The organism is gamma proteobacterium symbiont of Scutellera amethystina (genome assembly GCF_059730845.1).
Genome location: NZ_AP035935.1, coordinates 424,061 through 437,637, shown reverse-complemented (window position 1 = coordinate 437,637; position 13,577 = coordinate 424,061). Strand labels below are relative to the sequence as shown.

At 59.4% G+C, this 13,577-nt stretch carries 10 protein-coding genes; 1 reads left to right on the top strand and 9 read right to left on the bottom strand.

The genetic code is table 11. The features are described from left to right. Positions 1-8: 8 nt before the first annotated feature. The 3 genes from aaeB to aaeX are packed head-to-tail and all read right to left on the bottom strand — an operon-like array spanning position 9 to position 3,114. Positions 9-1,961: a p-hydroxybenzoic acid efflux pump subunit AaeB gene (aaeB, locus tag AC6I79_RS02090; RefSeq protein WP_021508143.1), complete on the bottom strand. Its 1,953-nt coding sequence runs from the start codon at positions 1,959-1,961 to the stop codon at positions 9-11. 11 nt (positions 1,962-1,972) lie between these two features. Continuing rightward, the gene (aaeA, locus tag AC6I79_RS02085) at positions 1,973-2,902 is read right to left on the bottom strand and encodes a p-hydroxybenzoic acid efflux pump subunit AaeA (protein ID WP_058759877.1); all 930 of its coding nucleotides are present in this window, start codon (positions 2,900-2,902) and stop codon (positions 1,973-1,975) included. A gap of 8 nt (positions 2,903-2,910) precedes the next feature. Continuing rightward, positions 2,911-3,114, bottom strand: a complete 204-nt coding sequence (aaeX, locus tag AC6I79_RS02080) for a p-hydroxybenzoic acid efflux pump operon protein AaeX (RefSeq protein ID WP_021508145.1) — start codon at positions 3,112-3,114, stop codon at positions 2,911-2,913. A 258-nt stretch (positions 3,115-3,372) separates the two neighbouring features. Between aaeX and aaeR the strand changes: the two genes are divergently transcribed. Continuing rightward, complete coding sequence (gene aaeR / locus AC6I79_RS02075) at positions 3,373-4,290, top strand: HTH-type transcriptional activator AaeR (protein WP_498027526.1); 918 nt, start codon at positions 3,373-3,375, stop codon at positions 4,288-4,290. A gap of 326 nt (positions 4,291-4,616) precedes the next feature. Here the strand turns inward: aaeR and tldD are convergent, their stop codons facing one another. The 6 genes from tldD to mreC all read right to left on the bottom strand — a co-directional run bounded on the left by tldD (position 4,617) and on the right by mreC (position 13,573). Continuing rightward, entirely contained in the window at positions 4,617-6,062 is a 1,446-nt protein-coding gene (gene tldD / locus AC6I79_RS02070; protein ID WP_136545551.1) for a metalloprotease TldD, read from the bottom strand. Between the two features lie 64 nt (positions 6,063-6,126). Continuing rightward, on the bottom strand, positions 6,127-9,945 hold the full coding sequence (yhdP, locus tag AC6I79_RS02065; RefSeq protein ID WP_159377416.1) for an AsmA2 domain-containing protein YhdP: 3,819 nt from the start codon (positions 9,943-9,945) through the stop codon (positions 6,127-6,129). A gap of 47 nt (positions 9,946-9,992) precedes the next feature. Then, entirely contained in the window at positions 9,993-11,462 is a 1,470-nt protein-coding gene (rng, locus tag AC6I79_RS02060) for a ribonuclease G (protein WP_021508149.1), read from the bottom strand. Continuing rightward, a complete protein-coding gene (locus AC6I79_RS02055) occupies positions 11,452-12,045 on the bottom strand; it encodes a Maf family protein (RefSeq protein ID WP_058775723.1) in 594 nt (197 codons plus the stop codon). Before AC6I79_RS02055 ends, rng begins: the two co-directional genes overlap by 11 nt. 8 nt (positions 12,046-12,053) lie before the next feature. Beyond that, positions 12,054-12,542 carry a rod shape-determining protein MreD gene (mreD, locus tag AC6I79_RS02050; protein ID WP_031279826.1) on the bottom strand — a complete coding sequence of 163 codons (489 nt, stop codon included), beginning with the start codon at positions 12,540-12,542 and terminating at the stop codon, positions 12,054-12,056. Continuing rightward, a complete protein-coding gene (gene mreC / locus AC6I79_RS02045) occupies positions 12,539-13,573 on the bottom strand; it encodes a rod shape-determining protein MreC (RefSeq protein WP_021508152.1) in 1,035 nt (344 codons plus the stop codon). Before mreC ends, mreD begins: the two co-directional genes overlap by 4 nt. Between the last annotated feature and the right edge of the window lie 4 nt (positions 13,574-13,577).

Below are 13,577 nucleotides of genomic sequence, written 5' to 3'. Positions count from 1 at the left end.
GGCCAGTTTCAGATTTGGATGAGGGTGTTCTGGTACTTATCCAGCATCATCGACAGCCGTTTCACCGGTTCCGTCACGCTGGCCGGGGCGGCATAGTGCTGCAGCTTCTGCTGATAAACGTCCAGCTCCTGCAGCAGGCGCTCAAAGTAGTAGCGCCGTTTATCATCGCTGCTGGCCGCAATAATGCGATCGGCGGTGGCGCGTAGCTGGCGGTGATACGCCGACAGGTCGGCATTGACCGGCACCTCCGCGTTGCGCAGGCGCTGATGACCAATAATCAGCGTGAGCGCAATCCGGTATTTGTCGATATCGCCCGGGAACAGGTTAAGCAGCAGGAACAGCTGCTGATAAAGCGCCGGTAAATGGTTTTCCCGCCGGCGCGCCTGATTGGTGGTCAGCGCTGCCACCGCAGCATACATAAAGCGATTCAGCAGCTTGCGTCCGGTGCGGGCTTTGGATTTGTCACGAATCAGCAAAATCACCATCATCGCCACAAAGCTGCCAATCCACTGGCCGAGCGCGTTGTCGAGAAACACGTTGAACTCAAACTTCATCGGGTTATCCAGCACCAGCACGTTGATGGTGCCGATCAGCGCGCCCAGCGTACCAATCTGCCGCCGCTGTACAAAGATGCCGCCGATAAAGCCGAGTGCGCCAATCGCGATACACAACAGCAAGGCACTTTGCTGGGTGCCCGGCAATACCCAGATGAAGTAGAGCATGCCCAGCGGCACCGCAAAGGCCATGCCGTAGAAGAAGTCTTTCGCCATCATCAGCGGATTCGGCATACGCATCGCCAGCGCGGTAATCACCGCCAGCATCACCATGCAGCCGCTGCCGGAAGTCCAGCCGGTATACAGCCAGAACAGCGAACCGAGCGCGGTGGCGACAAAGGTGCGCACGCCATTGATCATCGCATGATGCGTCTCCGCTGAGCGCGCCTGGATCACCACCTCACGCTGCAGAATGCTCTCCTCCAGCGTGGTGATACGGCTGTTACTTTTGACGCCGTTGATCAGCAGCAGATATTCGGTCGCTGCGCCGACCCAGCTGGCCAGGGTAAACGGCACGCTTTTACTGCTGACGCCAATAACGCGGCGCATCAGCTTCATACGCTTATGTACGTCACTGACGCTGGTTACCTCTTTCTCAATCAGCAGGCGATACTGCGGCGGGATGTAATCCGGGCGCGAATTCTGAATCAGGAAGGTCTCAGCGGCCTGAGTAATCAGCGTCAGCGATAGCGTGTTGAGCATTTGCAGCCGGCGGCTGGTGTTGCTCCAGCGCGACGACTCCATCAGCAGCTGGCTGCGCATACCGTTGAGCGCGGTCGTGCGGCGCACCAGCGCGCTCCAGGCTTTGTCGACTTCCTCTTTATCCTCGTGCGCCACGCACAGCTGCAGCAGGCGGTAGTGCGCCACCAGCAGCGCATCCACTTCCGCATCAATCACTTTCTTGATCGAGCGCGGAGAGAACAGCATGTCGGCGAGAATAGCGCACAGAATACCGAGCACAATTTCGCTGCAGCGCTCCACGGCGAACTGCGGCGCCAGCGTCAGGCCGCCGCTGGCATCCGCGGTCACCACGATGATCAGCGCGGTGTAGCCGGCGAGGCCCAGCGCGTAGGAGTTTTCGACTTTAATCAGCGATGAGAGCCAGACGCACATGCCGGCCCACAGGCAGCACAGCAGCAGCATCACCACCGGCGCGCGCACCGTCGCAATCATGATGGTGAGTGCCGCGATACAGCCGATAAAGGTGCCGATAATACGCAGAACGCCACGGTAGCGCAGTGCGCCAGAGTAGGGATCGCCGCCCGCGGCAAAGGCGGTGCCGCCAGCCACGATGCCGGCGGTCATCACCGCCCAGCGCGGCGTTTCCAGATTGAAGTGAAAGCCAATCATCAGCGCCGCCACCAGCGCGAAGGTCAGCTTTACCGGGAAACGCAAAAACTCAATCATATCGCCCCCGCTTAACCAAACTCACGCAGGCGGTTGAACAGCTGCGCCATCGGCGACACTTTGGTCTGGCGGTCTTTGTCACCGGTGATCACCACGGTGGCGGTGGTCCCCGCCGGGAAGCGGTTGCCGGGCTGATCGTCAAGGCGAATACGCACCGGCACGCGCTGCGCCAGACGCACCCACTCGAGGTTGGAGTCCACGGTGGCCATGCCTTTGCTGTCGACGCTGCTGCTGCTGTTGGTCACGCCAGCCGCGATGCTGTCAACCGTGCCGCGCAGCACCGTGTTGCTGCCCAGCGGGGTAATCTCCGCGCGGAAGCCGGGACGCACGCCATCCAGCTTGGTCTCTTCCATGTAGGCCAGCACGTAGAACGAGTGCTGCTGCACCAGCGCCACGGCCACCGAGCCGCGCGTGATGAATTCACCCTGATAGACGTTGAGGTTGGTGACCCAGCCGTCGGACGGCGCTTTGATGGTGGTGCGATCGAGGTCGATCACCGCCAGATCACGCGTCGCCACCGCTTTGGCCAGCTGATGTTCGCTGGTCTGCAGGTCGCTGTTCGACTGCTCAATGGCTTCACGCGACATCGCGCTGGTACCGAGCTGGTTACGGCGCGCCGCTTCACGGCGTTTTTCACTGACCAGCGCCTGGTAATATTCGACATCCGCCTGCGCCTCATCCAGCGCTTTCTGATAGCGCGGACGGTCGACGATAAACAGCGTATCGCCTTTTTTCACCAGCTGGTTGTCGTGTACCGGGACGTCGGTGATCAGTCCGGTCACGTCCGGGGAGATCGCCACCACATCGGCGGAGAATTTGGCGTCACGCGTCCACGGCGACTCGGTATAGAACACCCAGGCGCGGAAGATGATAACAACAGCGATGATAACCAGCAGGAGCGTAATGGCGTAACGCGCGATTTTTCTTATTAGCGCTTTCACTTAAAACCTCAGACGAATAGACGGGATACAAGGTAAAACACACAGCAATACAGCGCTGTGTTAAAAAGTGCCGGGTGCCACACCAGATCGTAAATCCCGCTGGGCGTCAGCACGCGTTTCACCAGCCAGAACAGCGCCAGCGAAACCAGTAGTTCAATGAAGATGGGCGGAAAAGACAGCCCGAATACGACAAATACCGGAAGCACACTCATTTCGGTTCCTTAGTTCGACCTTGCCGGATTGCACCGATACCTGCCCTCATGCCCTCTGGCACGTCGGGTTGATGATAGTGGGATGACGGATAATCTGATGACAACATTCAGGCCGCGTTGAGCTAATCATAGCGTATCATCGGGTAAACACTGCCGTGTTCAGGTGCGGTGAAGAGACCCAGCGTGCGTATAGTAACGCGCTTGACTATACGTTTTCTACATATTGTGAGCTAAATCACTTTTTAGCCAGAGTAAACAATGGAACGACTCAAAGGCATGTCCATTTTCGCCAAAGTGGTTGAATTGGGCTCATTTACCGCCGCCGCACGCCAGCTGCAGCTCAGCGTCTCGTCAATCAGTCAGATTGTTGCCAGACTGGAAGATGAGCTGCAGGTGAAACTGCTTAACCGCAGCACCCGCAGTCTGGGCCTGACCGAAGCCGGTAAGATTTATTATCAGGGCTGCCGCGGCATGCTGGCAGAGGCCTCGCAGGTGCACGAACAGCTGTACGCCTTCAACAACACGCCGATCGGGATTTTACGCATCGGCTGCTCAACCACCATGGCGCAAAATGTCCTCTCCGCCATGACCAGCGAGATGCTGCACGAATACCCGGGACTGAGCGTCAACCTGATGACCGGCATACCGGCGCCGGACCTGATTGCTAACGGGCTGGATGTGGTGATACGCGTCGGTGAGCTGCAGGATTCCAACCTGTTCTCGCGCCGGCTGGGTGCCATGCCGATGGTGGTATGCGCGGCGAAAAGCTACCTGGCCCAGCACGGCACGCCGGAAAAGCCGGCTGAAATCGACAACTTTTCCTGGCTGGAGTACAGCGTGCGCCCGGATAACACCTTCGAGCTGGTGGCGCCGGAAGGCCAGGTGACGCGCCTGACGCCGCAGGGCCGTTTTGTCACCAATGATTCTCAGACGCTGATTCGCTGGCTGAAAGCGGGCTGCGGTATCGCCTATGTGCCGCTGATGTGGGTGATTGATGAGATTAACGCCGGAGAGATCGATATTTTGTTCCCGCAGTATCACTCGGAGCCGCGCCCGGTGTATGCCGTCTATACCGAGAAGGATAAGCTGCCGCTCAAGGTGCAGGTGTGTATCAATTATCTGACCGAGTATTTCAGGCAGGTGGCGAGGCAGTATCAGCAGCACCGCAAAAGTTAGCCGCCGTCTGGCGCTGGTGTGGTCGGCCTGAAGGGCGCATACGGGAAAATGCGGGGCAGTTATGCATGCCAGGTCACCACGAAGGGTGACCTGACAAAACAATTGCGTAATGCCGATCAGTTAAGTACCAAATTCAATTACCGCAGATTTCGTAGCAGCGCGATTAATCGCGCGTACTACTAGCAGCACCGTTCCCATCCATGCTTCGCGCAATAAATTGCGCCGCTACCAAAGTGTGCGTGCTGTTTACTCATAACTGACAAGCATTGTACAAACCCATTGCGCGGTTTTGACAGGGTGCGCACTGATGCGCACCAGCATGAACCTTAAGCTGTTCCGCCCACGGTAATTTTATCCAGCTTCAGCGTGGGCTGACCTACGCCGACCGGCACGCTCTGGCCCTCTTTACCGCACACGCCGACGCCCTTATCCAGCGCCAGATCGTTCCCGACCATGGAAATCTGCTGCATCGCCTCAATGCCGGAGCCGATCAGCGTAGCGCCTTTCACCGGTTTGGTGACTTTGCCGTTCTCGATCAGATAAGCCTCGGAGGTCGAGAACACAAACTTGCCGGAGGTGATATCGACCTGGCCGCCGCCAAAGTTAGGGGCATACAGACCATACTCCACACTCTCAATGATCTCCTGCGGCGTCGATTTGCCCGCCAGCATATAGGTGTTGGTCATGCGCGGCATCGGCAGGTGTGCATAGGATTCACGACGCCCGTTTCCGGTAGGCGGCACGCCCATCAGACGCGCATTGAGCTTGTCCTGCATGTAGCCTTTCAGCACGCCGTTTTCGATCAGCACGTTGTACTGTCCCGGCACGCCTTCATCATCTACCGCCAGCGAACCACGCAGCCCTTGAAGGGTTCCGTCATCAACCACGGTGCAGAGTTCGGACGCCACCAGCTGGCCCATCTTACCGCTGAAGACGGAAGTCTCGCGGCGGTTGAAATCTCCTTCCAGACCGTGGCCCACCGCTTCGTGCAGCAGCACGCCTGGCCAGCCCGCACCCAGCACCACCGGCAGCGTACCGGCTGGCGCCGCGACGGCAGACAGGTTAACCAGCGCCATGCGCACCGCTTCGCGCGCCCAGGCATCGGCCCGTACATCACCGCTCTCATCGGCAAGGAAGAATTCGTAGCCGGTACGCGCACCGCCGCCGCTGGCGCCGCGCTCGCGTTTACCCTGATCTTCCACCTGAACGCTAATGGACAGGCGCACCAGCGGACGAATATCCGCCGCCAGCGTACCGTCGGTGGCGGCGACCAGCACCTGCTCGTAGACGCCGCTCAGGCTGGCATTCACTTCCTGCACGCGCGGATCGGCAGCGCGTGCCACTTTATCAACCCGGTGCAGCAGCGCGATTTTGTCTTCGCGCGTCAGGCTGTCCAGCGGATTGACCGGGGCGTACAGCGAACGGTTAAGCACCGCAGAGAGCGCGTGCGCTTTGCCATTGCCCTGCTCGCGCACGATACTGCGCGCCGCTTCGGACGACTGGCGCAGGGCGTTGAGGCTGATTTGATCGGCATAGGCAAAACCGGTTTTCTCCCCGCTTACCGCGCGGACGCCCACGCCCTGGTCGATGTGATAAGAGCCATCTTTAATGATTTTGTCTTCCAGCACCCAGGATTCATGGAAGCTGGACTGAAAATAGAGATCGGCATAGTCCAGACGACGTTCTGAAAGCTGCCCTAACAGGGAAAAAAGGTCCTGCTGATTAATGCTGTTCGCAGCTAGTAACTGCTCACTTACCAGATTCAGAGTCATCGTTTCTCACTCATTATGTGCTCGGATAGTCATAGCCTGCGGCAATTCCCCGACGGCGTCAAATTCACTTCTTATCGGCTTCGCGCGGTTTGCGCAGCACTTCATTGATTTCCGGCTTATCCAGCGGTCCGCTGATGTGATAGCGCAGCAGCGAAATCTTATTCCACAACGGTGCCAGCACCTTGCTGGCGGCAAAAACCGCCGCGCCGACCACCGGGTTAATCACAAACGCGGTGGCCACGCCAACCGAGGCACCGATCTCCGGTGCCACCACCGCTTCCATGTCGATTTGCCGCTGCACAAGATCTATTTTGCCCTGCATGGCGATATCCGCTTCGAGGCCATCCACCAGCAGGTTATCGGTGCGCATCACGCCGTTTTCAATCCACGCCGTGCCGTTGATCGAATCAAACCAGAAACCTTCATTAAAGGTATCGCTAAAATCGAAGCGCAGCTTACGCAGCAGGGCATCGAAGCTCACCAGCCGCAACAACTGTCCGGCACGACCGGTGTTCACATCCGCAATCTGCCCTTTGCCGAAGTGGGTTTTCAACGTGCCGCTCAGCGTCTTTTCTGAAGGCTGCCACGGTGCGGAGCGCCAGTGCAGGTCATAATCAATTTTGAACGGCGCATCGCGCAGCGGCGTGTTCATGCCAAACCAGTTGGTGGCATCATTGATATTTTTGCCGCTCAGGCTGCCTTTTAGCGAGGTGCGCTGCTCGCCCGCTTTGTTCACCCATTCACCCGCGACATTGAGCTTCGAGCTGCCGGTATCGACGCTGCCGTTAGTGAGTGCTAACGTCTCTCCCTGCGGCTGAAGCCTGGCCTGGATGTGGCCGAACTTCTGGCCGCGCAGCCAGCACTCAGCGCAGTTGAGCTGCAGCGCTGGCCAGCTGCGGAAATCAATGCCGCTGTCCCCGCTGAACGGCGAGGAGGCCTTGTCCGCTTCACCGTCACTCCATTGCGGATTGTAATAAAGATAGCTCAGGTCGATTTGCCACGGCGCGTGTTGTGCGGTTCGCAGGCTGCCGCGCGCTTCGCGGCTCTCCAGCTGCAGCTGCGTACTGCCGCCCGCGCCCTGGGTCACCGTGGCATTAACATCGTGCCACTGCTGGCCGCCGAGCGTCAGGGCCGGAGTGCGCAACGTCACATCGCCCGGCAGCAGTGCGCCGCCGATGTCCGTCTCGCCCTGCGCATTGCGTGAACCCGTCGCGCCGGTCATCAGCCCCAGCCAGGCTTCGCCGTCCAGCGCTGGCAGATTAAGCACCATCCCGCGCCGATCCGGTAGCGCCGGCGTGCTTTTGGCATCATTCAGCCAGATACCGCGATCGACGCGCAGCTGCGGCTCCAGCAGCCAGCGGCTGTTAAAGCGATGGTGCTCACGCACGCTGCCGCTGAGGTTAAAACTGTGCAAATCGCCGCTGGCATTAATGGCGATGGGCAGTGCCTCACCGACCTCTTTATCCAGTGGTGGAGGTAAGTGACTGCTCACTGTCTTGCCGTCACCGTTGATATCAACCTTGTAGCGCGCCCCACCCTGATGCGGCAGCGTGATGTCGACATTGCCCTGCCACGCCAGACTGCCGCCCAGCTTACTGCTTATACTGGCAGGCAGCATGGCCAGTTTTGCCGGCTGCCAGTCGCCCAGCAGTTTGACGTTAACGCCAAAATCATCGGGATTTTCCGTGGTGCTGAAACGCACGCCGATGGGCTGACCGAACCAGTTGGCCTGCAGCTCTTCACTCTCCAGGTTTCCGTTGTTGTAGCGGAAACGTCCGGTCAGGTTTTTCAATGTGGTGTTGAGCGGCTTAATGTGCAGGCTGTTGTTATTCAGCACCACGTTGCCGCTGGCGTGCACCAGTTCCCCATCCAGCGGAATATCCAGGTTGAGCGAACCACGCACGTTGCCGCCAATCTGCAGCTGCTCCAGCGCCGCACCCAGCGTGGATTTGAGCGGCGTGCGGGCGAAATAGTCGGCGATATCTTTACCTTCGCCGCTCAAATCACCGTCAATGATCAACTTCTCTTTCAGGTAATCCGGGATTACCGCACTGACGTTGCGCGCGTCCACCGCGCCCAGTCGGGTTTGCGCCGCCTTCATCCACAGACCGTCGTTGATAAAATCGAGGTCGATATCGAGATTTTGCAGCGCCGGCCAGCCTGGCTGGAACTGGAAGGTAGCATTACGCACCGGCACGGCCACTTCAAACATGCCGTCGTGGTGCTTAAACGGGAACAGACGCGGATCGCCGGCAAACAGCAGCGTGGCATTCTCCACCTGGCCGCCTTTGACCGCTTCGCTGAGATACTGCGTCAGATCGTGGCCCATCAGCGGCTCAGGGAAGTAGCGCCAGGCATCACCGGCGTCGGTGACGCGAATCCCGGCAAGAATGTCGAGGCGCGGCGCTTTACCGACATTTTGCTGATAGCGGAAATCGCCGCGCGCCCATAGCGAACGTGCCTGCACGTCCAGCTGCTGGCCATCCAGCGTCAGGCCGTTGCCATCGCGCAGCCAGTTAATCCTGCCGGTGACCTGCTGAATCTGTAACGGCGCCTGGAACATATCGCCGTACGGCACTTCCGCCTGGCCCATCTGCACATCCAGCTGGCCGTGGTTCAGACTGCCGCTGGCGCTGCCGCTCAGATTGCTGATGCCCGGCAAAAGCTGCCAGTGCTGCCACGCCAGATCGCGCCAGCGCGCCTGCAAACGCGTCTGCTCCGGCTGCGCCAGCGGAATATCCAGCGCCAGCGCGTCGATATAGCCGCGCGGCTGCAGCGCCCGCCAGTTGTCCAGCAGCGTAGGCGAGAGCGGCGCAAACAGCGGCACCAGCGGTGCCAGACGCTGCAGATCGAGCCGGGTGGCGCGCACCCGCACTTCCGCTGCACTGTTCGCGCCGATCATCTGTTTATCTTCCGGCTTCCACAGCAGGGCGATATGGCCGGCATCCCAGGCCACGCCGTCAGTCATCAGCCGGGTTTGCGGCACCGTCAGGCTCCAGCCATTCTGGTAGCGCGCCAGATGCGCGGTCAGGCCATCCACCTGCAGCTGGTGATCACCCTGCTCGCCGCGCCAGCGTGCGCCGCCTTTGCTCAGCAGCAGATCGCCTGCGTACACCTCACCGTCGCGCAGGTTGACCCACGCGGCCAGGCTGAAACGCGCGCTTTGCAGGCTGGTATTATCACGCAGCCAGCGGCCAATCCACGGGCGCACGTCCACGTCATCGGCCTGCATCCAGATGCGGCCGTCGTTGAGTAAGCCGTTAGTATCGTTAAGATCGAGCCGTACCTGCACCACGCCGTGCTGGCCGGTGAAGCTGGACAGGCTCACTTCGCCTTCGGCGCGATGGCGGTTGTCCTCGTTCAGCCAGGTAAGGCGGGGAATCGCCAGTTCGGCATGCTGGCCGGAAGGCGTGAGAAAACGGATGCTGCTGTCACGCAGATCGAAATGGTCAAACTGGCGTAAGAACAGATCGTTGATTTGAGCCGGTTTGAAGCTGTTTTTTTGCTCGTCGCTGGTGAGCAACGGACGGTTGGTTGCCAGCCGCAGCTGCCAGAAGGTGAGATCGCGGAACTGCCAGCGCCAGTGCAGCAGCGACTGCCACACATTGAGCGCCAGCGTAACGCGGCCAATCTGCAGCTCGCCATCTTTATCCATGTCGATACGCAGATCGCGCACCTGCAGGGTCGGGCCAAAATTCTCCCATTTTCCCTGAACTTCACTGGCATCGATGGTGACGCCGCTGACGCGCGAAAGGGTGTGCAGCACCTCGCCGCGATAGCTGTTGAGATGCGGCATCACAAGGCGCAGCCCGCTGACCAGCAGCGCCACAATGACGATGATTGCGGCGAGCAGCAGTAACAAAATCCCCGGCAACCGCCTCACACACCTCTCCTTGCTTTCCGTTGGGTTACGGCGTTCAACCTCACGACTTACATCATGACGACGTCAAACTGCTCCTGCGTGTAGAGCGGTTCAACCTGTACTTTGACCTGCTTGCCGACAAAAATTTCCACTTCGGCCAGCGCGTGCGACTCATCGCTTTTCAGCGCTTCACCCACTGCGGGCGACACGTACACCAGGAAGCTGTCGGAGTCGTAAGCGTGATGTACGCGGACGATTTCACGCATGATTTCATAGCACACGGTCTCCACCGTCTTCAGCGAACCGCGCCCCTGGCACACCGGGCAATCGGCACACAGCACATGCTCAATGCTTTCGCGCGTGCGTTTGCGCGTCATCTCGACCAGCCCCAGCGCGGAGAAGCCGTTGATGCTGGTCTTGACGCGATCTTTGCTCAGCGCGCTCTCCAGCGAGTGCAGCACGCGCCGGCGATGATCGTCATTATTCATGTCGATAAAGTCGATGATGATAATGCCGCCGAGATTACGCAGCCGCAGCTGGCGCGCAATCGCCTGCGTGGCTTCGATATTAGTATTAAAAATGGTTTCGTCGAGGTTGCGGTGGCCGACAAACGCACCGGTGTTAATGTCCACCGTGGTCATCGCTTCGGTCTGGTCGATAATCAGGTAACCGCCAGATTTCAGTTCCACCTTGCGCTCCAGCGAGCGCTGAATCTCGTTCTCCACGTCATAGAGATCGAAAATCGGCTGCTTGCCGTTGTACAGCTCCAGCTTGCTGGCCATCTCCGGAATATATTCGCTGGTAAATTCCACCAGCAGATCGCAGGTCAGGCGCGAATCGACGCGGATGCGATCCAGCGCTGCGCCGGCGAAATCGCGCAGCACGCGCTGCGCCAGCGCCAGCTCGCCGTACAGCAGGCAGCGCGTCTGGTTGCGCTTCTTACGCTCGCTGACTTTGGTCCACAGGCGCTTTAAAAATGCCGCGTCCTGCGCCAGCTCTTCTGCGCCAATGCCTTCTGCGGCGGTACGAATAATAAAGCCGCCGAGATCGTCACAGTAAGCGGCAACCACCGCTTTCAGGCGCTCACGTTCGGCTTCGCTTTCAATGCGCTGTGAGACGCCCACGTGCGAAGCCCCCGGCATAAAGACCAGGTAGCGCGACGGCAGCGTAATATCGGTGGTGAGACGGGCGCCTTTGGTGCCGAGCGGATCTTTCACCACCTGCACCATTAAATCCTGTCCCTGACGCACCAGCTCGGCGATATCGCGCACGATAAAGTTCTTCTTCTCATCACCCGCCACGCATTCGGTGTGCGGCATGATGTCCGAGGCGTGCAGAAAGGCCGCTTTGTCCATCCCGATATCGACAAACGCCGCCTGCATGCCCGGCAGTACCCGGCTGACGCGCCCTTTGTAGATATTGCCGACAATACCGCGCCGCGCTTCGCGCTCAATATGGATTTCCTGCAGAATGCCGCCGTCAATATAGGCAACACGGGTTTCAGAAGGTGTCACATTTACCAGCAGTTCAGCCGTCATCTTGTCCCCTTAACGCACGCAGCGACTGAAAATGGCTCAGCAGTTCGCTGGTTTCCACCAGCGGCAATCCCACTACGGCGTGATAACTTCCATTGATGCGGCGCACAAAGTTGCCGCCCAGGCCCTGAATTCCGTACGCGCCGGCTTTATCCATCGGCTCGCCGCTGGCGATATAGTGCGAAATTTCCTCTGCCGTGATAGTGCGGAATGTCACGTCTGTGGTCACCAGGCAATCCAGCTCGCCCTGCGCATCGGCCAGCGCCACGGCCGTCATGACCTGATGGGTTTGCCCGGCCAGTTTACCCAGCATCTGCGCGGCATGCGCCGCATCGCGCGGTTTCTCCAGCACTTCGCCATTTAGCACCACGATGGTGTCAGCGCCCAGCACCGGCAGATCCTGCGGTGCTATCTGCACGCCGGCCCGCGCCTTATCGCTGGCCAGACGCCGCACATAAGACTCCGCCGCTTCGCCCGGCTGACGCTGCTCTTCAACATCGGTAATCAGGCGCTCAAACTGCAGGCCAAGCTGCGTTAACAGCTCGCGCCGACGCGGTGAGCCGGAAGCCAGGTAGAGGGTTATCATTGTATTCCTTATTGCACAGCAAACTGACGGCGAATCTTTCTCATCAGTAAGAATAGCCAGGGCCACAGGATACCGTCGACCACGCTACTCCAGAAGATTTCCGGGCGGAAGGAGACGTTGATGACCAGAAATTCTGCCCAGAAAACAATCACATCAACCGCCAGCGACAGCACCATAACCATTAATGCCTGCTGCCACAACGCCAGATTACGGAATAGCTGAAATTTAAAGGCCACCAGATAGGCGATAATGCTGAACGCCAGCGCACGCACGCCCAGCGTTGAGCCGGCGACCAGATCCATAATGGCGCCGAGGAAAAAGCCGGTGCCCACATTAACCCGGTGCGGCAGCGCCAGCACCCAGTAGATCAGGATCAGCAATAGCCACGATGGCCGGAACATGTAAATCTGATCCGGCCACGGCATGATTTGCAGGATAAGCGCAACAAGGAAGGACAGCCAGATCACCCAACGCCCCTGGCTGCGATATCGACTCAAGGCTGGCCTCCGCGCGAGTTCGCCGGATTACCCTGCGAACGGCTGCTGGCGGCGGGCTGTGGCGGCCCCATCTGCTGATTTTGCTGCATCATGGCGGGTGCCGGCGGCCCCATTTCGCCCGCGGGCGGCAGCACCTGCGGCATCATCTGCATCAGGCGCTCGTTGGCCACGCGATGCACTTCATCCGGTGCCATCGGCATGTCGCCGTTCTTATCCGCACCCCACAGCAGCAGCAGGTAGCGCAGACGCTGCAGACCGGCGGTCGGACGCGCCTGAATCACGGTATAGGCACGCTGCGTATCCACTTTCACTGACGACACCACGCCGACCGGATAGCCTTCCGGGAAGCGTCCGCCCAGGCCTGACGTCACCAGCACATCACCGACGCGAATATCCGTATTGCCCGGCAGATGCTCCAGCTGCAGATCTTCGCTGCAGCCGTTACCGGCGGCGATGACGCGAATATCGTTACGCAGCACCTGAATCGGCAGGGCGTGCGAGGCATCGCAAATCAGCAGCACGCGGCTGGTCATCTGCCCTACCGCCACCACCTGGCCGACCACGCCTTTATCGCTGATCACCGGCTGGCCTTCATACACGCCGTTGACGCTGCCTTTATCGATGATCACCTGATCGGTGTAAGGATCGGTGCCGGTGGAGATCACCTGGGTCACCATTTTGTGCTCATCCTGACGCAGCGGCGAGCCGAGCAGCTCGCGCAGACGCGCGTTTTCCTGCTTGTATTGCCCCAGCATCAGCAGGTCACTGTTTTTCAGGAAGAGCTCACGGCGCAGCGCTTTATTTTCCAGCTCCAGCTGCTGGCGCGAGGCCAGCGTTTCGGAAACGCCGTCAAGAAGCTGTCGTGGCCCGTTGGCCAGGAAATAAAATGGACTGACCGACGTGTCCAGGTAGTTGCGGATCTGGGAGAACGTGCTGATCCGGCTATCGGCGACAATAATCGCGATAGCCACAATCACGGCCAGAAACAGGCGCAACTGCAGGGAAGGTCCCCTGCTAAAAATCGGCTTCATAAAT